Here is a 22,222-nt window from a genome sequence, read left to right on the forward strand (position 1 = left end):
GGAGCAGCGACGTGCCGGACTGGGTGACCGACGCGATCTGGTGGCAGGTGCACCCCCTGTCGTTCACCGGCGCGGAGCCGGCCGCCCTCCCGCCCGGGCAGCTGCGGCACCGGCTGCCCCACCTGCAGCGCTGGCTGGACCACCTGCTGGCGCTGGGCTGCAACGGCCTGGCGCTCGGGCCGGTGTCCGCCAGCGGCACCCACGGCTACGACACCGTCGACCACTTCCGCGTCGACCCCCGCCTGGGGGACGACGCCGACCTCGACGCGCTGCTCGCCGCGGCGCACGAGCGCGGCGTCCGGGTGCTGCTCGACGGCGTGTTCAACCACGTCGGCCGCGACCACCCCGCGTTCCGCGCCGTCGTCGAGCAGGGGCGCGACGCCCCGACGGCGGACTGGTTCCGGCTGCACTGGCCGCCGGACTGGACACCGGGCACCGCGCCGGGCGCCGACGTCTTCGAGGGCCACGACCTGCTCGTCGAGCTCGACCACTCCTCCCCCGCCGTCGCGGACCTGGTGACCCGCGTGATGACGCACTGGCTGGACCGCGGCGCCGACGGCTGGCGCCTGGACGCCGCCTACGCCGTCCCGCCGTCGTTCTGGGCGCGGGTCCTGCCCGCCGTGCGCGCCCGTCACCCGCAGGCCTACGTCGTCGGGGAGGTCATCCACGGCGACTACCCGCGGCTCGTGGCCGAGGGCGGGCTGGACGCGGTCACCCAGTACGAGCTGTGGCAGGCGGTCTGGCACGGGATCGCCGAGCGCAACCTGTTCGAGCTCGCCTGGTCGCTGCAGCGGCACGCCGGCTTCCTGCGCTCCTTCGTGCCGTGGACGTTCGTGGGCAACCACGACGTCACCCGCATCGCCAGCCAGCTCCCCGACGTGCGGCACCTCCCGCACGCCCTCGCGGTGCTGTTCACCGTGGGCGGGACGCCGGCGGTGTGGTCCGGCGACGAGCACGCCTTCCGCGGGGTGAAGGAGCACCGCGCCGGGGGCGACGACGCCGTCCGCCCGCCGTTCCCCGCCGACCCGTCCGGGCTCTCGCCGCTCGGCGCGCCGACGTTCGCGCTGCACCGGGAGCTGGTCGGCCTGCGCCGTCGGCACCGCTGGCTGCACACCGCGGCGCCCGATCAGGTGCACGTGGCCAACGAGCAGCTGGTGTACGCCGTCGCCGGGGACGGGCAGCGGCTGCTGGTCGCGCTCAACCTCGCCGACGCCGCGGTGCGCGTGCCCGCCCCCGGCGCGGGGTCGGTGCAGGCGGGCGGCGCGTCGGTGGGCCACGGCGACGTCGGGCTGCCCGCCCACGGCTGGGCCGTCCTCACCGGCTGAGGTCGCCGCGCCCGGGGGCCTGTCGGGGCCCCGGCGGGCCCGGCATGCTCCGGGCACGCCCGGGGAGACCGGGCGTCAGGAGGTCGCCCGGATGACCGAGACCACCGATCCCGCCGTCCCCGCCCTGCGCGGGATCGGGCTGTTCGACGGCACCGACGACGACCAGCTGCGCACCCTGGCCGCCGTCGGCACCGAGGTGTCGTTCACCGGCGGCGACGTCCTGTTCGTGGAGAACGCGCCGGCGGAGTCCTGGTGGGTGCTGCTGGAGGGCAGCATCGACCTGGTCCGCCACCTCGGGTCGGAGGAGACCCGGCTCGGGGTCATGGACGTGCCCGGCCGCTGGGCCGGCGGCTTCCGGGCCTGGGACGAGCACGGCGTCTACCTCGCCACCGGCCGGGCGGCCACGGACGGGCGGGTGCTGCGGGTGCCGGCCGGCGCGCTGCGGGACCTGTGGACCAGCCGCTTCCCGCTGGGGCTGTACCTCACCGAGGGCGTGTCCCGGTCGGCGCGCAACTACGAGACGATGGCCCGGCAGCGGGAGGCCCTGGCCGCGCTCGGGACGCTGGCCGCCGGCCTCGCGCACGAGCTCAACAACCCGGCCGCGGCCGCGACCCGGGCGGTCGACGCCCTCGCCGAGGCCCACGCGGCGATGCTGTCGTCGCTGCGCCGGCTGGCCGCCGCCCCCGTCACCGCCGACGAGTTCACCCGGCTGGACACCCTCCGCCAGGAGCTGGGCAGCCGGCCCGGCGGGGACCCGCTGGAGGTCGCCGACCGGGAGGACGCCTTCGCCGACTGGCTGTCCCGGCAGGGCGTGGCGCGGGAGTGGGCGCTGGCCCCCGCGCTCAGCGGGGCGGGCGCCGACGTCGCCTGGGGCGAGCAGGTGGCCGCCGTCGTCGGGGCCGACCGGCTCGAGCCCGCGCTGGAGTGGGTGGCGAGCACCCTGGAGGCGGGCGGGCTGCTGGCGGAGGTGAAGGAGTCCACCCGGCGCATCTCCGACCTGGTGGCGGCGGTGCGGTCCTACTCCCAGCTCGACCGGGCCGCCGTGCGCGAGACCGACCTGGCCGAGGGCCTGGAGAGCACCCTGGCGATGCTCGCCCCGCGGGTGCCGCCGGGCGTGACCGTGGTCCGGGACCACGCGCCCGGCGTGCCGCGCATCGAGGCGCGCGCCGCCGAGCTCAACCAGGTGTGGACCCACCTGGTCGACAACGCCCTGCACGCGATGGGCGACCGCGGCACGCTGCGGGTGTCGACGCGGGTGGACCGGGACGCGGTGGTCGTCGAGGTCGGCGACACCGGCGCCGGGATGACCCCCGAGGTCCGGGCGCACGCCTTTGACCCCTTCTTCACGACGCGGGGCGTCGGCGAGGGCACCGGGCTGGGCCTGGACATCTCCCGGCGGATCGTCGACCGGCACGGCGGCGACATCGACATCGACCTGCGGCCCGGCGAGACGGTGCTCCGGGTGCGCCTGCCCGTCCGGCGTCCCGGACGGCACTGACCGGGGCGCCACCGGCCGGGGCGCCTCACGCGGGGCCGGCCGCGCCCCCGGCGGCCGGGACGGGCGCCGGGGTGGCCGCCCGCCGGTCCAGGGCGACGGCCAGGGCCGGGAACAGCAGCACGGTGACCACGCCGGCGCCGACCAGCGCCGCGGCGTTCTCCGGCAGCATGTGGCCGCTGCGCAGGCCGATCTCGGTCAGCGCGACCAGCACCGGCAGCGCGGTCGCGCTGACCAGGGCGGTCTGCGCGCGCTGCCGCAGCGGCAGCACCCGGCGGTAGACCAGCAGCGCCGGGCCGCCCCGGACGGCGAGCATGAGCCCGAAGAACAGCACCAGCCGCAGCGGCGCGTCGGCGATCGAGCCGAGGTCCAGCGCCATGCCCGAGGCCACGAAGAACACCGGCACGAAGAAGCCGTAGCCGACCGCGTCGAGCTTGGCCTCCAGTTGGGGCGCCGCCCCGCCGACCCAGCGCCGCAGCACCATCCCGGCGAGGAAGGCCCCGAGCACCGCGTCCAGGTGGAACTGCTCGGTGACCGCGATCAGCGTGATCAGCAGCAGCACGGTGGCGCGCAGCGTGATCTGCGCGGTCGCGTCCTGGCCCGCGGCGACGACCCGGGCGAGCCGGCCGCCGTCCCGGATGCCGCGGCGCAGCACGGCGAGGGCGACGGCGAGCGCGGCGACCGCGCCCAGCGACACGAGCGCGGCCACCCGGCCCTGGCTGCCCAGGAACACCGCGATCGCGAGGACCGGCAGCAGCTCCCCCACGCCGCCCGCGGCCAGCAGGTACCGCCCGAGCCGGCCGCCGAGCAGCCCCTTCTCCCGCAGCACCGGCAGCAGCGTCCCCAGGGCGGTGGTGGTCAGCCCGAGCGCCACCGGGAGGAACGCCTCCACGACGTCCCCGGCGGCGAGCAGGCCCACCACGCCGAGCGCCAGCACGAGGGACACCGTCCAGCCGAGCAGCGCGCGGCGGCCGGCGTCCTCCCGGAACAGCCGCGGGTCGAGCTCGTAGCCGGCGAGCAGGAAGACGAAGCCCAGCCCGACGTCGGCGAGCACCCGAACGTCCTGCGCCGTGCCGACGTCGAGGACGTGCGGGCCCAGCAGCATCCCGCCGACGAGCAGCAGCACCACCTGGGGCACCGGCAGCCGCGGGAGCAGCCCGACGAGGACGGCGGCGAGCAGGGAGACGGCCGTGACCGCGGCCAGGGTGTCGATCACCACGACGTCGTCCACCCGGTACTCCCCTCGCCCGGGGTGCCGGCCGATCCTCCCGCGCACCCCCTGCCGGGGGAACCCGGACCGGTGCTGTCACATCCGCGGGCGCGGCGGTGCTACCTGGACGTGAGCGCGATGAGGCACGGTGTCCCCGCACCGGCGGCCGCCGTGCCGGCCGTCCTGTCCCGGGCCGGCCGGAGCCGGCGCGCGGGACGGGCGGATCGGGAGGACGGCGGGGCCGTGTCGGGACGAGGAGCGGTCCGCGCCGACCTCGAGCAGGTCTTCCGCACCTCCTACCCGCGCGTGGTCGGCGTCGCCGCCCGGGTGCTCGGCTCCCGGGACGGCGCCGAGGACGTCGCCCAGGAGGTGTTCCTCTCCTTCGCCCGCACCACGGTGCCGGCCGGCGAGGCGCCGGGCTGGCTCTCGGTGGCCGCGGCCCACACCGCCCTCAACCACCTCCGCTCCGGCCGCCGCCGCGCCACCCGCGAGGAGGCGGCCGGCGGCCCCGGCCCCGCGGTGCCCGACGTCGCCGACGACGTCGTCACCCTCGACGAGCGCCGCCGCGTGCGGGCGGCCCTGGCCCGGCTCCCCCGCCGCCAGGCCGTCGCGCTCGTCCTGCGGCACAGCGGCCTCAGCTACGCCGAGGTCGCCGCCGCGCTCGACCTGTCCCCCGGCAGCGTCGGCACGACCGTGCGACGCGCCGAGTCCGCCCTGCGCGAGGAGTTGACCCGCCATGCGTCATCCGACTGAGGGCACGCTGCGCCGGCTCGTGGACGAGCCGGCCGGTGTCCCCGACGCCGACCGCGAGCACGTCGCCGGCTGCGCGACGTGCCTGACCGGCCTCGCCGCCGCCCAGCGCGACGCCGCCGCCGTCTCCGCGGCCCTGGCCCCGGACACCGCCCCCGACACCGGGGCCGCCTGGCACCGCCTGTCGTCCGCGGTCGCCCTGGACGAGCGCCGCCGCGCGGCCGCCCCCGCCCCGGCCCGCCGCCGGCGCGCCCGGCTGCGCAGCCCGCTCGTGGCCGCCGCCGGCGTGGTCGCGCTGCTGGCCGGCGGCGGCGTCGCCGCCGCGACGGACTGGCTGCAGGTCTTCCGCACCGAGGAGATCGCGCCGGTCACCGTCACCCAGGCCGACCTGGTGGCGCTGCCCGACCTGTCCGCCTACGGCACCGTGCAGGTGCTGGAGGAGCCCGACGTGCGCCCGGTGGCCGACGCCGCCGCCGCGGAGGACGTCACCGGGCTCGCCGTCCCGTCGGTCGGGCAGCTCCCCGGCGGGGTGGGCGGCGACCCGTCCTACCAGGTCGGCGACCGGGCAGCCGTGGAGTTCACCTTCTCCGCCGAGCGCGCGGCGCAGGCGGCCGCGGCGTCCGGCGAGACGCTGCCGCCCCCGCCGGCCGGGCTCGACGGCGGCCGGTTCCGGCTGACCGCCGGCCCCGGCGTCGCCGCGGTCTGGTCCAGTGGCAGCGGCGCGCCGGGCCTCGTCGTCGCGCGGGTCGTGGCCCCCACCGCCGAGTCCTCGGGCGTCCCGTTCGCGACCGCCCGCGACTACCTGCTGTCCCTGCCCGGCCTGCCCGAGGACCTCGCCGACCAGCTGCGGTCCTTCTTCGGCGACGGCACGACGCTGCCGCTGCCGGTGCCGGCGGGCCTGGCGACCAGCTCGACCGCCGACGTCGGCGGCGAGGAGGCCACGGTGCTCACCTCGCGGGACGGCTCGGTCGCCGGCGTGGTGTGGGTGACCGACGGCGTCGTCACCGCGGTGGCCGGGTCGCTGGGCGCCGACGAGGTGCTCGCCGTCGCCCGGGGTCTCGGGGAGTGACCTCACCGACCGCCGCCGCGGAGCGGCTGCTGGCCGACCTGCCGCCGTCGCCGGCGGTGTGGTGCCAGGGGCTGCGCAAGCGGTACGGACGGCGCACCGCGGTCGACGGGGTGTCCTTCACCGTCGGCCGCGGCGAGGTGCTCGGCCTGCTGGGGCCCAACGGCGCGGGCAAGACCAGCGTCATCAAGATGCTGCTCGGCCTCGTCCGGCCCGACGCCGGGGAGGTCCTGCTGCTCGGGCGGCCGGCGCGCGACCCGCAGGCGCGGGCCCGCGTCGGCTACCTGCCCGAGCTGTTCCGCTACCAGCCGTGGCTCAGCGCGGCCGAGGTGCTGACCCTGCACGCGCGCCTGTCCGGCGCGGCGGTGCCGGCGGCCGGGCAGCGCGACGCCCTGGCGCTGGTCGGCCTGGCCGACCGCGCCGGCGACCGGGTGGGCGGCTTCTCCAAGGGCATGCAGCAGCGGCTGGGGCTGGCCGTGGCGCTGGTGGCCCGCCCGGAGCTGGTGGTGCTCGACGAGCCCACCAGCGCGCTGGACCCGATCGGCCGCGTCGACGTCCGCGACGTCGTGCTGTCGCTGCGCGAGCGCGGCGTCGCGGTGCTGCTCAACTCGCACCTCATCGGCGAGGTGGAGCGGGTCTGCGACCGCGTGGTCATCCTCGACAAGGGGCGGGTCGCGGCGGCCGGGACGCTGGCCGAGCTGCTCGGGCAGCGGGAGGTGCGGCTGCGGCTCGACGGCGTCGACGCCCGCGCCGAGGCCCGGCTGGCCGCCACCGGCCGGCTGACCCGCAGCGGCGACCGGTTCACCGTCACGCTGCCCGAGGACGCCGACGCCGCGGTGCCGGCGCTGGTCGCCGACCTGGTCGCGCTCGGCGTCCGGGTGCACGCGGTGGAGCCGGGGCGGATCAGCCTGGAGGAGCGGCTGCTCGACGTCCTCCGCTCGGGGTCGGCGGCGCAGCGGTGAGCACCGCCCGCGTCGTGCTGACGATCGCCGGCCTGACCCTGCGCGAGGCGGCGCGGCGGAAGGTGCTGCGCTCGCTCGCCGTGCTCACGCTGGCGCTGCTGGGGCTGTCCGCGTGGGGCTTCGCCCGGCTCGACGCCGAGTTCGGCGGGCTGACCAGCGGCGAGGCGCGGATCGCCGCGTCCACCGTGCTCAACCTGGTGATGTTCGGGTTCAGCCTCATCGCCGCGCTGGGGACGGCGTTCCTCGCCGGCCCCACCGTCTCCGGGGAGGTGGAGTCCGGCGCGGCGCTCGCGGTGCTGGCGCGGCCGGTCCGCCGGTCGGCGGTGCTGGTGGGCAAGTGGCTGGGGCTGGTGGCGTTCGGCAGTGCGTTCGTGGCGCTGGCGGGGCTGGCGCAGTTCGTCGTCGTCCAGGTGACGGTCGGCTACTGGCCGCCGCGGCCGCTGGTGGGGCTCGCGCTGCTCGCCGCGCAGACCGCCGTGCTGCTCACCCTGGCGCTGCTGCTGTCCACGGTGATCTCGCCGATGGCCTCCGGCGTCGTCGCGGTCGGCCTGTTCGGCGCCACCTGGATCGCCGGTGTCGTCGGCGGGATCGGCGACGCGCTGGGCAACGAGGGCGTCGCGCGGGTGGGCGCGGTGTCGCGGATGCTGCTGCCCACCGACGGGCTGTGGCGCGGGGCGATGAACGCCTTCCAGGACCCGACGCTGGTCGGGCAGTTCACCGAGCTCGGCGGGTCGCCGTTCTTCGGCGAGGCCCCGCTCACCGCCACCTACCTGGCGTGGGCGGCGCTGTGGGTCGCCGTCGTCCTGGGGCTCGCGGGGATGGCGTTCTCCCGCCGGGACCTGTAGCCGTCCCGGCTCGGTACCGTCCGGAGCTGGGGCCACACGGCCCCGCCCCCACCCGACGACGCCGTCTGGAGTTGCCCCGTGCCGGTCGACCCGCACATCGCCGCCCTGCTGTCCCTGCTCGCGCAGTCCGGCGCGCCGCCCATGTGGGAGGGCACGCCCGAGGCCGGCCGCGCCCAGTACCTGGCGCTCACCCACAGCGCGCGCTCGCCCGAGCACGTGGTGCCGGTGGCGAGCGCCGAGGACCGCACCGTCCCCGGCGCCGAGGGCGACCTGCGGGCGCGGGTGTACCGGCCCGAGGGCGAGGGCCCGTTCCCCACGGTCGTGTTCTTCCACGGCGGCGGCTGGGTGATCGGCGACCTCGACACCCACGACAACATGGCCCGCAACGTCTGCCGCGGCGCCGGGGCCGTGGTGGTCGCCGTCGACTACCGGCTCGCCCCCGAGCACCCGTTCCCCGCCGCCGCCGAGGACGCCGTCGCCGCGGCGCGGTGGGTGGCGCAGCACCTGGACGAGCTCGGCGGTGACTCCCGGCTCGGGCTGGCCGGCGACAGCGCCGGCGGCAACCTGGCCGCCGTCGTCGCCCAGGTCCTCCGCGACGAGGGCACGAAGACCGCCGCGCAGTTCCTCGTCTACCCGTCGGTCGACGTCGCCGGCGAGTACCCGTCCCGGGTGGAGAACGGCAAGGGCTACTTCCTCGAGCAGGACACGATGGACTGGTTCCACGGCCACTACGCCGGGACGTGGGAGGACGCCCGCGACCCGCGGCTGTCCCCGCTGCACGCCGCCGACCTGGCCGGCCTGCCGCCGGCGCTGGTGGTCACCGCCGAGTTCGACCCGCTGCGCGACGAGGGCGAGGCCTACGGCGAGGCGCTGGAGGCCGCAGGCGTGGCCGCAGACGTGCGCCGCTACGACGGGATGATCCACGGCTTCTTCGACATGGGCGCCTGGTCCCCGGCCGCGCAGGCCGCGATCGACGAGAGCTGCGCGCGCTTCGGCGAGCTGCTCCGCGGCTGAGACGGCGGGCCGGCCGCCCCCGGCGGCCGGCCCGTCAGACCCAGTACGTGTCGTGGCGGAGCATGAACTCCGCCCGCTCCTCCGGCGTCATCTGCGCACCCCGGGCGAGCGTCCGGAAGTACTCCTCGCGCGGCCCGCCCGGCGCGAACATCAGCAGCATCGAGGCGTGGTCGCCGCCGCGGAACCCGTGGACCCCGCCCTCCGGGACGTAGAGGAAGTCGCCCGCGCCCGCGGTCACCCAGCTCCGCCCGTCGTAGAGCTCCACCTCGCCGCGCAGGACGTAGAACTGCTCGGAGATCGAGCGGTGGAAGTGCGGGCCTGGGCCGGACGCGTCGGCGCCGAAGGTCCACCGGTAGAGGCCGAACCGGCCGGTCGTCTGGTCCCCCGTGGCGAGGAACTCGCAGGTGATCCCGGCGGCCGAGACGGTGTCCGGCGGCGTGTCGGTGCGGCGCAGCCAGGCGGTGGCCTCGCCGGTGGTGCCGCGGTAGAGGTCGGGCGGGTAGTGGCGGTGCAGGGACACGGGTCCTGCTCCTCTCGTCGCCGGACGCCCATCGTGGCAGCGGACCGGTAGCGTCCGCCGGGTGCCGGACGCTGCGACGGAGCAGGTCGGGCGGCGGCTGGACGCCCTCACCTTCGGGCTGTTCACCGTCGCCCTGGGCACCAACGTCCCGACGCCGCTGCTGCTGGTCTACCGCCGCACCCTCGGGCTGTCCGACGCCGACCTCACCGCCGTCTTCGGCTGCTACGCGATCGGCCTGATCGCCGCGCTGACGGTGTCCGGGGCCGCCTCGGACCGGTTCGGCCGGCGCACCGTCGTCCTCCCGTTCGCGGTGCTGGCCGGGCTGGTCTCGCTGCTGTTCGTGCCCGCGGCCGAGCACCTGCCGCTCCTGTACGCGGGGCGGCTCCTGCAGGGCGCGGTGTCCGGCGTCGTGTTCTCGGTGGCCAACGCGTGGCTGCAGGACCTGGCCGGGCCCGCCGCCCAGCAGTCGGCGGCCACCCGCGGCGCGGTGTCGACGTCGCTGGGCTTCGCGATCGCGCCCGCGATGAGCGGGGTGCTCGCCGAGTACGGCCCGGCGCCGACGACGCTGCCCTACCTCGTGCACGTCGCCGTCCTGCTGGTGGGGCTGGCCGCGCTCCTGACCGTGCCGGAGACCGTGCGGGAGCGCCGGCCGGGCCGGCTGATGACCCTCGGCCTGCCGCCGGAGGCGCGGCGGCCGTTCCGCGCGGTGCTCGCGCCGACCGCGACGGGCGTGTTCGCCTTCCCCGCGGTGGCGGCGACCGTGCTGCCGCTGCTGGTGGTGCCCGACGGCGTCGGCGTCGCGTACGCCGGGCTGGTGGGCGGGCTGGCGCTGGCGGCGAGCGCGGTCGCGGCGCGGCTCGGTCGGCGGGCCGGGGGCGGCGGCGGTCCGCTCGGGATGACGCTCGGCGCCGTCGGCCTCGCCCTCGGAGTGGTGGCGGTGGCGACCACCTTCGAGCCGCTGCTGCTGCCGGCCGCGGCACTGATGGGCGCCGGCGGCGGGCTGTGCCTGACCGCGGGGCTGACGCTGACCGCGCAGCTCGCGCCCCCGCACACCCGCGGGGCGATGAACAGCGCCTTCTACGCCTTCGCCTACGTCGGCTTCGGCACCCCGCTGCTGCTCGCCTGGCTGGGCTCGGTGTTCGGCACCGTCCCGGCACTGGCGGCGTTCGTGGCCGTGCCGCTCGCGCTCGCCGTCTGGCTGTGGTGGGAGCTGCGCTCCACCGCCCGCGGGTGAGGTGACGACCGCCGGTCACGGACCGCGCGATCCGGAAGCCGACGTCGTCGATCCGGAGGCGGGGGTGGCTCCGGCGTCGCACCGAGGCGCGGGAGCTCCAGTGCTCGTCGAACCACCCGCCGCCGCGCAGCACCCGGTAGGGGCCGGTGCGGCCGCTCCCCCGAGTTGCCGCGGTACCAGGCGACGTCGTCGAGCGGCCGGTGCCGGGCGGCCGTGGTGCCGGCGCGGCAGGCGTGCTCCCACTCGGCCTCGGTCGGCAGCCCGTCGCCCCGTGGCGCTGCGTGCGGCGGTCGGAGAGGGTCACCCGGCCCGCGGGGACGGGCAGCATCGCCGGTACCGGCGGTCGGGTGCACGGTCGCGGGACGCTACCGGACGGCCGCGCTCCGGGACCCGTGTCAAGGCCCCCGCCTAGACTGTGGACAGGCGCCTGAGCTGCGGATTCACGGCGCGGGACGGTGTCCGATCGGCTAGACTTCGATCATGTGTTCGGTTGGGGTGGGGAGTGGTGACGTCCTCGACGACGTCGCCGCGCTGGTCGCCGAGCACAACCGGAGCGACGCCCGGCTGGCACACGCGGTCCGCGCCGCGGAGCTGTCCCAGGCTCCCGAGCGGGACGGGCTGAGATCGATGACCTCGTGGCTGCGCGGGCACTGCCGGCTCTCGACGGCGGAGGCCGCGCGGCTGGTGCGCAACGGCCGGGCACTGGAGCACCTGCCGGCACTCGCCGAGGCCCACGACGCCGGTCTGGTGTCCGCCGAGCAGGTCGCGGTCGCGGCGCGGGCGGTGACCCCCGAGCGGCTCGCCGCAGCCGCGGCCGCCGGGGTGGACCTGGCGGTGATCGACGCGGTCCTCACCGGCGTGGCGGTCGAGCGCGCGCACGCCGACCTGGTGCAGGTGGTGCAGCACTACTGCACCGACCTGGATCCCGACGGGCCCGAGCCGGATCCGACCGAGGGCCGGTCGCTGACGCTGGCCAGGCACGCCGACGGCAGCCTGTCCCTCCGCGGGCACCTGGACGCCGTGGGCGGGGAGCGGCTGCAGACCGCACTCGAGGCGCACGTGCAGGCCGACCGACCCGCCGGCGACGAGCGCACCCGCGCCCAGCGGCTGGGCGACGCCCTCGTGCAGGTCGCCGACAACGCCCTCGCCGCCGGCAGCCTGCCGACGCTGCGCGGCCACAAGCCGCAGATCGCCGTGGTCGTGGACCTGGACGACCTGGTGGACCCGGCCGGAAGCCCGAACGCCGGGCGGATGGGCTTCGGCGCCACCATCTCCGCCGCCCGGGTCCGCTGGCTGGCCTGCGACGGCGCCGTGTCCCGGGTGGTGTTCGGCCCCGACGGCGCCCCGCTGGACCTCGGCCGCGAGCAGCGGCTGATGAGCCGGCACATCCGCAAGGCAGCCGAACTCCGGGACGGCGGGTGCGTGTTCGCCGGATGCGACGCCCCGACCTGGTGGTGCGACGTCCACCACCTGGTCCACTGGATCGACGGCGGCGACACCAGCCTCGAGAACGCGGCGCTCCTCTGCGAGCGCCACCACACCAAGGTCCACCACGGCTTCCGCGTGGAACGACAACCCGACGGCCGATGGCACACCTACCGCCCGGACGGCACCGAGATCACCACCCCGGCGCCCCTGCTCGCCCCCGCCGCCTGACCGCGTGACGTGGACGCGCGCCCGCGTCAGCTCAGCGAGCGGCTGCGCTGCTCCGCGCCGATCTCGCCGTAGGGGTAGTCGGCCCAGCCCGGGTCGCTGACGGCGTCGAGCCGCGCGGTCTCCTCCTCGGTGAGCACGAGGCCGGCGGCGCCCAGGTTGCCGCGCAGCTGGTCGGTGGTGCGGGCACCGAGGATCACCGAGCTGACGCCCGGCCGGGCCAGCAGCCAGGCCAGCGCGACCTGCGGCATCGTCACGCCGCGGGCCTCGGCGACGTCCTGCACCGCGGACAGCACGTCCCACGTCCGCTCGCGCGCGGCGACCCGGTCGTAGGCCTCCATCCCGCGCGCCGGGTCCTCGCCGAGCCGCGTCGCCCCGGCGGGCCGCTGGTCGCGGGTGTACTTGCCCGACAGCCACCCGCCGCCCAGCGGGCCCCAGGGCAGCAGCCCCAGGCCGTTGGCCAGGCAGGCGGGCACGATCTCGGCCTCGACGTCCCGCACCAGCAGGCTGTACGACGGCTGCAGGGTCACCGGGACCGCGAGGTGCGCCCGCTCGGCGACGTCCACGGCGCGCTGCACCTGCCAGCCGGTGAAGTTCGACAGCCCCGGGTAGCCGATCTCGCCCGCGGACACGGCGTCGTCGAGGAAGCGCAGCGTCTCCTCCAACGGCGTGAGCGGGTCCCACGCGTGCAACTGGTACAGGTCGACGGAGTCGACGCCGAGCCGGCGCAACGAGTCGTGCAGCGCCCGGCGCAGGTGCCGGCGCGAGGTGCCGAGCGCGTTGGCGTCCTCGCCCATCGGGAAGCGGCCCTTGGTGGCGAGGACGACGCGGTCGCGGACGTCGGCCGGGCGCGCGGCCAGCCAGCGCCCCACGATCTCCTCCGACGCGCCGGCGGAGTAGACGTCGGCGGTGTCGACGAGCGTGCCGCCCGCCTCGACGAACACGTCGAGCTGCTCGTGCGCCCCCGCCTCGTCGGTCTCCGCGCCGAAGGTCATCGTGCCGAGCGCGAGGGAGGAGACGGCACAGCCGCTGCGGCCGAGGGTGCGCAGGTCCATGCGCCCAGCAAGCCACAGGACGCGGGGCCGCGCGAGGTCAGCGCAGGGCCGGCACCCGGTTGGCCAGCTCCAGCAGCACGTCGGCGTGGCACGGCTCGCCGGCCGGGCACCAGCAGGCGAGGTTGCGCCCGCGCAGCTGCCGGCGGGCCTGGGCGGCGAGGTCACCGGAGGCGGCCCAGCGGCGGAACCACTCGATCGCGGTGGCGCGGTCGGCGCAGCGGACGACGCGGCTGCCGTCCTCCTGCTCCCCGGGCTCCCGCGCGGTCGGCAGCGGCCACGCGCTCTCGTCGTCGCCGGGCAGCCACAGGTAGGTCTCCCCCACCCGGAACGGGTTGCCCCAGCGCGAGGGGCGTGCGACGACGACGGTGTTCGGCGGCTTCCGCCAGCCGCGCGCCCGGGAGAGCTGCACACGCACCGGACCGGTCATGGGCCGATGCTGCCGCGCGGGTGTGACAGGACCGCGCCACGGCCCCGGGGGCTCCACCGTCCGGGGACACCCCCAGTGCGACCAGCGCTTTCGGGGGCGTCACCCGATGGTCCGCGCGCGGCGCCGTCGCGAGGCTCGAGCTGCCCGGCGGGGCCGAGGTCACGTCCCGCCGGGCTCCACCCCCGTGGCCCGACGACGAGGCGCCGTGTCCGCTCCCGAGTGCACCCTCGACCTCCCCCAGCCCTCCCCTCCGCCCCCTCCCCGCCGCGGTCCGGCGGCGCGCGTCCGGAGCTGGCTCGGCCGCCTGGCGCTGCGCCGTGTCCGCCGCCGCGGGCTGGACCTCTCCCGCCTGACGTTCCTCCCGGCCGCCGCGACGGTCCCGCTCCGGCGGGTCGACGTCGACCCGGTGCCCGAACTCCGCGACGGCGGGCCGGTGCGGCGGCTGGACCTGCCGTTCGACCTCTCCGTGCTCCTGGTGACCGGCGCCGCGGAGGCCCGCGCCGTGCTCGCCGACCGCGACGGCTTCGGCACCGACGTCCGCCACCTGTTCAGCGGCACCGGCCCGGCCACGGCCGACGACGTCGGCGGCCTGGGGTTCACCGACCCGCCCGACCACACCCGGCTGCGCGGCCTGGTCGCCCCCGAGTTCACCCGGGCCCGCCTGCAGCGCCTCGAGCCGGCGATCGAGGCGACCGTGGCCCGGCAGCTCGACGAGCTCGCCGCGGCCGGACCGCCGGCCGACCTCGCCCGGCACGTCTCCGGCCCGGTCCCGATGCGGACCGTCTGCGACCTCCTCGGCCTCGACCGTCCCGACGAGCAGCTGGTCACCCGGCTGGCCACCCGGCGCTTCGACGCCGCCCGGGGCACCGCCGGCGCGCTCGGCGCGGTGTCCGCGCAGCGCCGGCTGCTGTTCGACGCGGTCGCGCGGCAGCGCCGGGACCCCGGCGACGGGCTGCTCGGGCGGATCGTCCGCGAGCACGGCGACGCCGTCTCCGACGCCGACCTGGCCGGGTTGGCGGACGGGATCGTCACCGGCGGGTTCGAGACGACGGCCGCGACGATCTCGCTCGGCACGCTGGTCCTGCTGCGCGACCCGGCCGCCGCGGCGGTGGTGCGCGAGGGCTCGCGCCGGGACGTCGAGACGGTGGTGGACGAGCTGCTGCGGCTGCTCTCGGTGGTGCAGGTGGCCTTCCCCCGCTTCGCCCGGCAGGACACCGAGGTCGCCGGGCACCGGCTGCGGGCCGGCGACGCGGTCCTGGTCTCGCTGAGCGCCGCCAACCGCGACCCGGCCTGGGCCGGCGCGCACCCCGACGCGCTCGCCCCCGGGCGGCCGACCCGCGGCGGGCACCTGGCCTTCGGCCACGGCATCCACCGCTGCGTCGGCGCCGGGCTGGCCCGGCTGGAGCTGCGGATCGTGCTGCCCGCGCTGCTCCGGCGGTTCCCGGACCTCGCCCTCGCCGTCCCGCCCGGGCGGCTCGCCTTCCGCCGGCTGTCGTTCGTCTACGGCGTCGACGCGCTGCCGGTGACGTTCTGACTCAGCCGGCCGGGTCGGCCCGCAGCAGCGCGGCGCCCGGGACGACGAGGCGGCGCACGTGCGCGTCGACGTCGTCCGGGCCGGGGGGCGGCTCGCCGAAGTCGAGGGCGCCGATCGCGTAGAAGTCCGTCGTCGCGGTGACGCACTGCCAGCGCCAGGCGAGCTCGCGGGCGTCCAGGTGCGGGAGCAGCGGCGCGAGGGCAGCGCAGTACCGCCCGGCCGTCGCCCGCACCGCCGCCGCGCCGTTGACCTCCCAGCGGTCCGGGGGCTGGTCGAAGATCCGGGTGAACACCCGCGCGGCGTACCGGCCCCGGCCCGCGCAGCGCAGGGCCACGATCGGCCGCACCCAGCCGTCGACGAGCGTCTCGACGCCGGCGTCCCCGCCCAGGCCCGCCAGCACCCGCTCCCGGTCGGCGACGACGCCGTCCACCACCCGGCGCTCCACCGCGGCGACCAGGCCGTCCTTGCCGCCGAAGTAGTAGCCGACCGCGGCGGCGTTGGCGACGCCGGCCCGCCGCAGCACGTCACGCACCGAGGTGCCCGCCGCACCGGCGGTCGCGAGCAGCTCCTCGGCCGCGTCCAGCAACCGGGCTGGGGTTGCGGTCCCGGTCACGGCCCCTCCATCCTGGGTCACCGCCCTGAGACGGGCGTATCAGGCGATCGTCTGGAGCCACAGCATGCCCGACGCTCGAGGAGTCCGGGGCGGGCTCGGCGCGCTGCTCGCCGTCATGTGCGCAGCCCTGGCCCTGGTCATCGGCGCCGGCTCGTCGCTGGCCCTGGCCCTGCCGGAGCTCGCCCGCGCCACCGGCGCCACCCAGACCGAGCTCACCTGGGCGGTCAACGTCTACGCCCTGACGTTCGCCGCGCTGCTGCTGCCGCTGGGCATCGCCGCCGACCGCTTCGGCCGGCGCGGCGCGCTGCTGCTCGGGCTCGCGGTGTTCGCCGCCTGCAGCGCGGCGTCCGGCCTGGTCACCGACCCGGTCCAGCTGATCGTGCTGCGCGGCCTGGCCGGGGTCGGGGCGGCGGCGGTCATGCCGGCCACGCTGTCGGTGCTCGTCGACGCCTACCCCGCCGAGCGCCGCGCCGCAGCGATCGGCGTGTGGGCCGCGGTCTCCGGCGCGGGCGCGCTGCTCGGGCTGGTGCTCGCCGGCGTGCTGCTCGAGTTCGCCTGGTGGGGCAGCGTGCAGGTGGCCTTCGGCGCGCTGTCGGGGCTGGTGCTGCTGCTGTGCCTGGTCGTCGTCCCGGCGTCGCGGAACCCGGACCTGCCGCTGGACCCGCTCGGCGGGCTGCTCGCCCTCGCCGGCCTCGGCGGCGTCGTCTGGGGCGTCATCGAGGGTCCCGAGCGCGGGTGGACCGACCGGACGACGCTCACCGCCCTCGCCGCCGGCGGGCTGTGCCTGCTCCTGTTCACCGTGCACGAGCTGCGCAGCCGGCACCCCATGCTCGACGTCCGGCTGTTCCGCCACCGCGGCCTGTCCGCCGGCAGCATCTCCGTCTTCCTGCAGTTCTTCGCCGCCTTCGGGCTGTTCTTCCTCGCGCCGCAGTGGCTGCAGTACGTGCACGGCCTCTCGCCCCTGCAGGCCGCGCTCTGGCTGGCGCCGATGGCGCTGGGCATCGGCCCGACCGCGCAGCTCGCGCCCGTGCTGCTGCGCCGGCTCGGCGCCCGCACCGTCGCGGCGTGGGGGCTGTCCCAGATGGGCGCCGGGCTGTTCCTGCTCGCCCGCCAGGCCGACGGCGACGCGCCGCTGTGGCACTTCGCCGCGGCGCTGTTCGTGTTCGGGGTCGGCTTCGGCCTGGCCCTCACCCCGGGCACGGCGCTGATCATCGAGGGGCTGCCCGCCGACCGGCGCACGCTCGCCGCGGCGGTCAACGACGTGACCCGCGAGGTGGGCGGCGCCCTCGGCGGCGCGGTGGCGGCCAGCGTGCTGCTCGCCGTCTACCGGGACGAGCTGGTCCCCGTGGTCTCCGGCCTCCCCGCGCAGGCTCGCGAGTGGGCCGGGGCGGGGCTGGCGCAGGCGGTCGAGGTGGCCGGCCGGTCGGGTCCCGACGGCGCCGCGGTGGCCGGCGGGGCCCGGGACGCGTTCGGCGCGGGCTACGCCACCGCGCTGCTGATCGGCGCCGCGGTGCTGCTCGGCGGCGCGCTGCTGTGCGGCGTGCTCGCGCCCTCCCGGCGCGCGGCCCAGCACCGTGCCGGGCAGCCGGGCCCGGTCGCGCCGCCGCGCCGCCCGGTGGTGAGCGTGGCGCGGGTGTCCGTGGCGGTGCCCACCCGTCGTCTGCCCCGCGGCGTGGAGGCGCTGCTGGCCGGCGGCGTGGTGCTGGGCGTGTTCGGCGGGGTCGTCCTGCTCACCCACACGCTCTCGCGGGCCACCGACGCCCCCATGGCGGGCACCGCCCCCGCGGCGCTCACCGCGGCGCCGCAGACCGCCCGGCCCCAGCAGTCCCGTGCCCCGGCCGCGGTCGCGCCCCCGGCCCGGACCGAGACCCCCGAGCAGGCTCCGGAGACGACGGCCGCCGCACCCACCACGACGCCGCCGCCGACGACGCCGCCGCCGACCCCGGCGCCCACCACGGCCCCGACCACCGCCACGACGACCCCGGCGGCGGGGACCACCACCGCACCGGCGGAGACGACCACCCCGACGGCGGAGACCACGACGCCCGCCGCCACGACGGCCCCGGCGGCCGGGACCACCACCCCGGCGGAGACCACCGCCGCAGCGGCGGAGACCACGACGCCACCGGCCCCGACGACGACCCCGACCCCGACGCCCGCCCCGACCGCGACGCCGGCCGAGACCTCGGCGAGCAGCAGCACCACGACCCCGGGCACCACGACCCCGGGCACCACGACCCCGGGCACCACGACCTCCGGCGGCACGACCACCGGGGAGACGACCACCTCCGCGCCGGCGAGCCCCTGAGCCGGATCCGGCAGGACCGCTGCGGTCCCCGGCAGGGACACCCCTGTCGCGGCACGGCGCGGCGACCGATCCTGGGGCATGGACATCGTGACCCCGAGCACGGCGGGCCGGGTCCGGCGGGCGGTGACCCGCTACTGGCAGGCCCAGGTGTACCTGTGGGAGACGTACCTCTCCCCGGACGGCTGGGACCCGGATCCCGGGACCCCTGCGCCCGAGGACGAGGTCCTGCACTGGGTGGGGCGGCGGCTGGTGGGCAGCGTCCTGCCGGACGAGCCGCGCTGACTCACTCCCCCGCGGTCAGCGCGGCCAGCTCCACGACGGCGTCCACGAGCGCCGCGCCGTCGAGCAGGACGAGGTCGTTGTGGTCCGCGCCGGGGACCTCCACCAGCCGGTGGAGACCCGCGGCCGCGCCGGCCACCCGCCGGCTCTGCGCCGGCGGCACGATGGTGTCCGCGGTGCCGAGGACGACCGTCGTCGGCACCCGCACCCGGGCGACCCGCTCGGCGACCGGGTAGCGGTCGCGCAGCAGCAGCCGCACCGGGAGGAACGGGTAGTGCTCGGCGCCGACGGCGGCCAGGTCGGTGAACGGCGACCGCAGCACCAGCCCGGCCGGCGGGTGCTCCACGGCCAGCTCGGTCACCACCGCCGCCCCCAGGCTCTCGCCGTAGTAGAGGAGCCGGCCGGCGGGCACGCCGGCCTCCTCGAGCAGCCAGGTCCGCGCCGCCCGCACGTCGAGCGCCAGGCCCTCCTCGCTCGGGCTGCCCGGGTTGCCGCCGTAGCCGCGGTAGTCGAACAGCAGCACCGCCAGCCCGGCGTCCGCCAGCGCCCGGGCCAGCGGCGCCCGCAGCCCCCGGTGCCCGCCGTTGCCGTTCGCCACCAGGACGGCGGGCGCGCCGGCGTCCGGGCCGGGGACGAACCAGGCGCCCAGGGTCAGGCCGTCGGCGGTGGTCAGCCCGACGTCCCGGGCGCCGGGGACCGCGACGGCCGCGGCCGGCACGGGGCCGTCGTCGGGGAGGTAGACGAGGCGCCGCTGGAAGGTCCACAGCAGGCCCACGACCACAGCCAACAGGACGACGACGACCAGCGCCGCCCGCGGTCCGGAGCGCACGACCCGATGGTCGCGGACGGCCCGCACCACCACCCTCCCGGACCGGGCGGCGGCCGCGGGACGCACCGGGGCGGGCCCGCGACCGGTAGCGTCGGGGCGGACCGGAGGAGGTCCCGTTCCCACACACCGCGGACGCTGCGCCGAAGCCCACCTCGGATGCCCCTGCCGGGGCGACGAGACCGTCCACGAGCGACGCGCGAGTGAGATGCGCGACGCCCGTGCCCGGTCCGGCGAACCGGTGGACTGCCCCCAGTGCGGCTCCCTCACCACCCCGCTGTCCCTGCTCACCTGGGGGAACTGCCGGGTCTGCCGCACGGCGCAGTCCCGGCTGACCGACCCGCTCCGCTGGTGACGGTGGCGGGACGGCCGCCGTCCCCCCGCCGGGAGCCGGTACAGTGGCGTCCGGTCGCTGTCGTGCCTCTGCTTCGTTCTCGGACGTCCGCAGTCGTCTCTGCCTGACGTTCCTCTCGGTCCTGCCGGTCGGTGCGGCGACCCGGCGCCGGCACCTGCCGGACCGACACCCCAGCACGGAAGAGAGAACGACATGACCCAGGGCACCGTGAAGTGGTTCAACGCGGAGAAGGGCTTCGGCTTCATCGAGCAGGACGGCGGCGGTCCCGACGTCTTCTGCCACTTCTCGGCGATCAGCGGCTCCGGCTACCGGTCGCTGGACGAGGCGCAGCGCGTCGAGTTCGACGTCACCCAGGGCCAGAAGGGCCCCCAGGCGGAGAACGTCCGCGCGATCTGAGCACCACCGGGAGCACGCGGCGCGACCGCGCCGCGTCCTCCCGCCGCACCACCACCGGACCCCCACGGCCCTCAGGCCGCGGGGGTCCCGTCGTCCCCGGGCCCGGAACCGGACCGCGGGACGCCCGGCGGGCACGCCCCCGTGTGAGAGTGGCGGCCATGTACCTGCTGCTCGAGTACTCCCTCACCGACGACTACCTGGAGCGGCGGGCGGCGCTGCGGGAGGACCACCTCGCGCTCGCCCGCGCGGCGCACGAGCGGGGTGAGCTGCTGCTGGCCGGCGCGCTGCCCGACCCGTTCGACCGGGCCGTGCTGGTCTGGACGGCCGACCACGAGGCCGTGGAGCGCTTCGCCGAGTCCGACCCGTACGTCGTCCACGGCCTGGTGACCGGCTGGACGGTCCGGCCGTGGAACGTCGTCGTCGGGGGGCAGCAGTCGTGAGCGGCTTCCCGACCGTCGCCGAGCTCGCCGCCGAGGAGGACGAGCTGCGGTTCACGACCTTCACCAACGACGACGCCTGGGACCTCGGCTCGGCGCTCGTGGCCACCGCCCGCCGCGCCGACGCGCCGGTCGCGGTCGAGATCCGGCGCAACGGGCACCGGCTGTTCTCCGCCGCCCTGACCGGCGCCACCCCGGACAACGCGGACTGGATCGCGCGCAAGGCCCGGACCGTGCACCGCTTCGGGCACAGCTCGCTGTACGTCCGGCAGTCGTGGATCGAGCGCGGCACCACCTTCGAGGAGTCCTCGGGGCTGGATCCGCGTCGGTACGCCGCGCACGGCGGCGCCGTGCCGGTGCTCGTGCGCGACGTCGGCCCGGTCGGCGTCGTCGTGGTGTCCGGGCTGCCCCAGCTGGAGGACCACCGGATGGTCGTCGCGGCGATCCGGGCGCACCTCGGCCGCTGATACGGGTCGGTACTGGTACCTGTGGGCTCCGTGTCACAGGATGTGCGCCGTCGCCGGCGACGAGGCCCGCGACGGCACCCCGGAGGGCTGAGGGACGTGACGGTGCGCAGTGCGGTCCGCTGGGCCGCGACACACGGCGCGATGCGGCTGGCGATCCGGGCGCGGGCCCGGGCGGGCAACGCCGACGCCGAGGTCCTCCGCGACCCGGTGGTGCGCGAGGACCCCTACGCCCACTACGAGCGGCTGCGCACGCCCGCGCCGTTCGCCGGCGGCGCGTTCGCGCGGGTCAGCGTGCACCACGACGTCTGCACCGACGTCCTGCGCAGCGACGACTTCGGCCAGATCGGCGGCAACCGCACCGAGGGCCTGCCGCCGGTGCTGCGGCTGGCGCTGCGCCTGGCCGGCCCGCGGCCCAGCGTCGGGCCGATCGACCCGCCGTCGATGCTCGCCGTCGACCCGCCCGACCACACCCGCTACCGCCGGCTGGTCAGCCGCGCCTTCACCGCCCGGGCGGTCGCCCGGCTGCGCGAGCGCACCGGCGAGATCGCGCACGACCTGCTCGACGACCTCGAGCGCGAGGCCGCGGCCACCGGCGGGCGGGCCGACCTCGTCGCCCGTTACGCCAGCCTGCTGCCGGTCACGGTCATCTCCGAGATGCTCGGCGTCCCGGTGGCCATGCGCGAGCAGTTCCTCGCCTGGGCCGACGGCGCCACCCCCAGCCTGGACATGGGCCTGGCCCGGCGCACCCACCGCGAGGTCGAGCGCAACCTCGGCGAGCTCGACGCCTGGTTCCGCGGCCACCTGCGCCGGCTGCGCCGCGAGCCCGGTGACGACCTGCTGTCGAACCTGGTCACCGCGGCCGACGACGACGGCGCCGCGCTCACCGAGCAGGAGCTCATGGCCACCGCCGCGCTGGTGTTCGGCGCCGGCTTCGAGACGACGGTCAACCTGGTCAGCAACGGCGCCGCGCTGCTGTTCGCCCACCCGGACCAGCGCCGGCTGCTCGCCGAGGACCCGTCGCTGTGGCCGAACGCCGTCGACGAGGTGCTGCGGCTGGAGTCGCCGGTGCAGCGGACCGGGCGACGGGCCAAGCGGGCGACCGAGGTGCACGGCGTGCCGATCGCCGAGGGCGACCTGGTGCTGCTCGTCCTCGCCGCGGCCAACCGCGACCCGCGGGTGTTCGACGACCCGCACGCCTTCGACGTCACCCGCCGCAACGCCCGCGACCACGTCGCGTTCTCCGGCGGCATCCACTTCTGCCTGGGCGCCGCCCTGGCGCGGATGGAGGGCGAGGTGGCGCTGCAGGCGCTGTTCGAGCGGTTCCCCGACCTCGCCGCCGCCGGCGCGGGGCACCGCCGGAGCACGGTCATCCTGCGCGGCTGGGAGTCGCTGCCGGTCTCCCTCGCCCCGGCGCGGTCCCCGGCCGCCGACCTCGCCCGCTGAGGGGGCCG

Annotated in this window: 22 protein-coding genes; 16 read left to right on the forward strand and 6 right to left on the reverse strand. The window is 77.4% G+C overall.

Annotation, left to right across the window (positions count from 1 at the left end):
* Positions 1–11: 11 nt before the first annotated feature.
* A complete protein-coding gene (locus tag ACI8AR_RS06620) occupies positions 12–1,325 on the forward strand; it encodes an alpha-amylase family glycosyl hydrolase (protein WP_457050282.1) in 1,314 nt (437 codons plus the stop codon).
* 91 nt (positions 1,326–1,416) lie between these two features.
* Positions 1,417–2,823: an ATP-binding protein gene (locus ACI8AR_RS06625; protein WP_457050283.1), complete on the forward strand. Its 1,407-nt coding sequence runs from the start codon at positions 1,417–1,419 to the stop codon at positions 2,821–2,823.
* Positions 2,824–2,848: 25 nt separating this feature from the next.
* Here ACI8AR_RS06625 and ACI8AR_RS06630 read toward each other — a convergent pair whose 3' ends face one another.
* Complete coding sequence (locus ACI8AR_RS06630; RefSeq protein WP_457050284.1) at positions 2,849–4,051, reverse strand: cation:proton antiporter; 1,203 nt, start codon at positions 4,049–4,051, stop codon at positions 2,849–2,851.
* Between the two features lie 222 nt (positions 4,052–4,273).
* On the opposite strand from ACI8AR_RS06630, the gene ACI8AR_RS06635 reads away from it, so the two are divergent.
* From ACI8AR_RS06635 to ACI8AR_RS06655, 5 genes are all read left to right on the forward strand, one after another.
* Positions 4,274–4,783 (forward strand): sigma-70 family RNA polymerase sigma factor, encoded by a 510-nt coding sequence (locus ACI8AR_RS06635; RefSeq protein WP_457050285.1) that lies wholly within the window; start codon positions 4,274–4,276, stop codon positions 4,781–4,783.
* A complete protein-coding gene (locus ACI8AR_RS06640) occupies positions 4,767–5,849 on the forward strand; it encodes a hypothetical protein (RefSeq protein ID WP_457050286.1) in 1,083 nt (360 codons plus the stop codon). Before ACI8AR_RS06635 ends, ACI8AR_RS06640 begins: the two co-directional genes overlap by 17 nt.
* Positions 5,846–6,808 (forward strand): ABC transporter ATP-binding protein, encoded by a 963-nt coding sequence (locus ACI8AR_RS06645; protein WP_457050287.1) that lies wholly within the window; start codon positions 5,846–5,848, stop codon positions 6,806–6,808. Before ACI8AR_RS06640 ends, ACI8AR_RS06645 begins: the two co-directional genes overlap by 4 nt.
* Positions 6,805–7,653 carry an ABC transporter permease gene (locus tag ACI8AR_RS06650; RefSeq protein WP_456936386.1) on the forward strand — a complete coding sequence of 283 codons (849 nt, stop codon included), beginning with the start codon at positions 6,805–6,807 and terminating at the stop codon, positions 7,651–7,653. The genes ACI8AR_RS06645 and ACI8AR_RS06650 overlap by 4 nt, the downstream gene beginning before the upstream one ends.
* Before the next feature lie 78 nt (positions 7,654–7,731).
* Positions 7,732–8,667 carry an alpha/beta hydrolase gene (locus ACI8AR_RS06655; protein WP_457050288.1) on the forward strand — a complete coding sequence of 312 codons (936 nt, stop codon included), beginning with the start codon at positions 7,732–7,734 and terminating at the stop codon, positions 8,665–8,667.
* Positions 8,668–8,701: 34 nt separating this feature from the next.
* Here ACI8AR_RS06655 and ACI8AR_RS06660 read toward each other — a convergent pair whose 3' ends face one another.
* Complete coding sequence (locus tag ACI8AR_RS06660; protein ID WP_456927253.1) at positions 8,702–9,187, reverse strand: cupin domain-containing protein; 486 nt, start codon at positions 9,185–9,187, stop codon at positions 8,702–8,704.
* 61 nt (positions 9,188–9,248) lie between these two features.
* On the opposite strand from ACI8AR_RS06660, the gene ACI8AR_RS06665 reads away from it, so the two are divergent.
* Both ACI8AR_RS06665 and ACI8AR_RS06670 read left to right on the forward strand, forming a co-directional pair.
* Positions 9,249–10,421: an MFS transporter gene (locus tag ACI8AR_RS06665; RefSeq protein WP_457050289.1), complete on the forward strand. Its 1,173-nt coding sequence runs from the start codon at positions 9,249–9,251 to the stop codon at positions 10,419–10,421.
* Between the two features lie 480 nt (positions 10,422–10,901).
* The gene (locus ACI8AR_RS06670) at positions 10,902–12,077 is read left to right on the forward strand and encodes a DUF222 domain-containing protein (protein WP_457050290.1); all 1,176 of its coding nucleotides are present in this window, start codon (positions 10,902–10,904) and stop codon (positions 12,075–12,077) included.
* A 26-nt stretch (positions 12,078–12,103) separates the two neighbouring features.
* On the opposite strand, the gene ACI8AR_RS06675 is transcribed toward ACI8AR_RS06670, so the two are convergent.
* Both ACI8AR_RS06675 and ACI8AR_RS06680 read right to left on the reverse strand, forming a co-directional pair.
* Complete coding sequence (locus ACI8AR_RS06675) at positions 12,104–13,129, reverse strand: aldo/keto reductase (protein WP_457050291.1); 1,026 nt, start codon at positions 13,127–13,129, stop codon at positions 12,104–12,106.
* 37 nt (positions 13,130–13,166) lie between these two features.
* Positions 13,167–13,556 carry a DUF4326 domain-containing protein gene (locus tag ACI8AR_RS06680; protein WP_457050292.1) on the reverse strand — a complete coding sequence of 130 codons (390 nt, stop codon included), beginning with the start codon at positions 13,554–13,556 and terminating at the stop codon, positions 13,167–13,169.
* Positions 13,557–13,761: 205 nt separating this feature from the next.
* Between ACI8AR_RS06680 and ACI8AR_RS06685 the strand changes: the two genes are divergently transcribed.
* On the forward strand, positions 13,762–15,090 hold the full coding sequence (locus ACI8AR_RS06685) for a cytochrome P450 (RefSeq protein WP_457050293.1): 1,329 nt from the start codon (positions 13,762–13,764) through the stop codon (positions 15,088–15,090).
* A gap of 1 nt (position 15,091) precedes the next feature.
* Here the strand turns inward: ACI8AR_RS06685 and ACI8AR_RS06690 are convergent, their stop codons facing one another.
* A complete protein-coding gene (locus ACI8AR_RS06690) occupies positions 15,092–15,703 on the reverse strand; it encodes a TetR/AcrR family transcriptional regulator (RefSeq protein WP_457050294.1) in 612 nt (203 codons plus the stop codon).
* Between the two features lie 64 nt (positions 15,704–15,767).
* Between ACI8AR_RS06690 and ACI8AR_RS06695 the strand changes: the two genes are divergently transcribed.
* Both ACI8AR_RS06695 and ACI8AR_RS06700 read left to right on the forward strand, forming a co-directional pair.
* Positions 15,768–18,011: an MFS transporter gene (locus ACI8AR_RS06695; protein WP_457050295.1), complete on the forward strand. Its 2,244-nt coding sequence runs from the start codon at positions 15,768–15,770 to the stop codon at positions 18,009–18,011.
* Positions 18,012–18,089: 78 nt separating this feature from the next.
* Positions 18,090–18,293: a hypothetical protein gene (locus tag ACI8AR_RS06700; protein WP_457050296.1), complete on the forward strand. Its 204-nt coding sequence runs from the start codon at positions 18,090–18,092 to the stop codon at positions 18,291–18,293.
* 1 nt (position 18,294) lies between these two features.
* Here ACI8AR_RS06700 and ACI8AR_RS06705 read toward each other — a convergent pair whose 3' ends face one another.
* Entirely contained in the window at positions 18,295–19,119 is an 825-nt protein-coding gene (locus ACI8AR_RS06705; protein WP_457050297.1) for an alpha/beta hydrolase, read from the reverse strand.
* A 544-nt stretch (positions 19,120–19,663) separates the two neighbouring features.
* Here ACI8AR_RS06705 and ACI8AR_RS06710 point away from each other — a divergent pair.
* The 4 genes from ACI8AR_RS06710 to ACI8AR_RS06725 all read left to right on the forward strand — a co-directional run bounded on the left by ACI8AR_RS06710 (position 19,664) and on the right by ACI8AR_RS06725 (position 22,214).
* Positions 19,664–19,867 (forward strand): cold-shock protein, encoded by a 204-nt coding sequence (locus tag ACI8AR_RS06710; protein ID WP_012948522.1) that lies wholly within the window; start codon positions 19,664–19,666, stop codon positions 19,865–19,867.
* A gap of 158 nt (positions 19,868–20,025) precedes the next feature.
* Positions 20,026–20,307 carry a YciI-like protein gene (locus ACI8AR_RS06715; RefSeq protein ID WP_457050298.1) on the forward strand — a complete coding sequence of 94 codons (282 nt, stop codon included), beginning with the start codon at positions 20,026–20,028 and terminating at the stop codon, positions 20,305–20,307.
* On the forward strand, positions 20,304–20,771 hold the full coding sequence (locus ACI8AR_RS06720) for a heme-degrading domain-containing protein (protein WP_457050299.1): 468 nt from the start codon (positions 20,304–20,306) through the stop codon (positions 20,769–20,771). The genes ACI8AR_RS06715 and ACI8AR_RS06720 overlap by 4 nt, the downstream gene beginning before the upstream one ends.
* A gap of 102 nt (positions 20,772–20,873) precedes the next feature.
* A complete protein-coding gene (locus ACI8AR_RS06725; protein ID WP_457050300.1) occupies positions 20,874–22,214 on the forward strand; it encodes a cytochrome P450 in 1,341 nt (446 codons plus the stop codon).
* Positions 22,215–22,222: the final 8 nt, after the last annotated feature.

The organism is Geodermatophilus sp. SYSU D01036 (assembly GCF_054050435.1).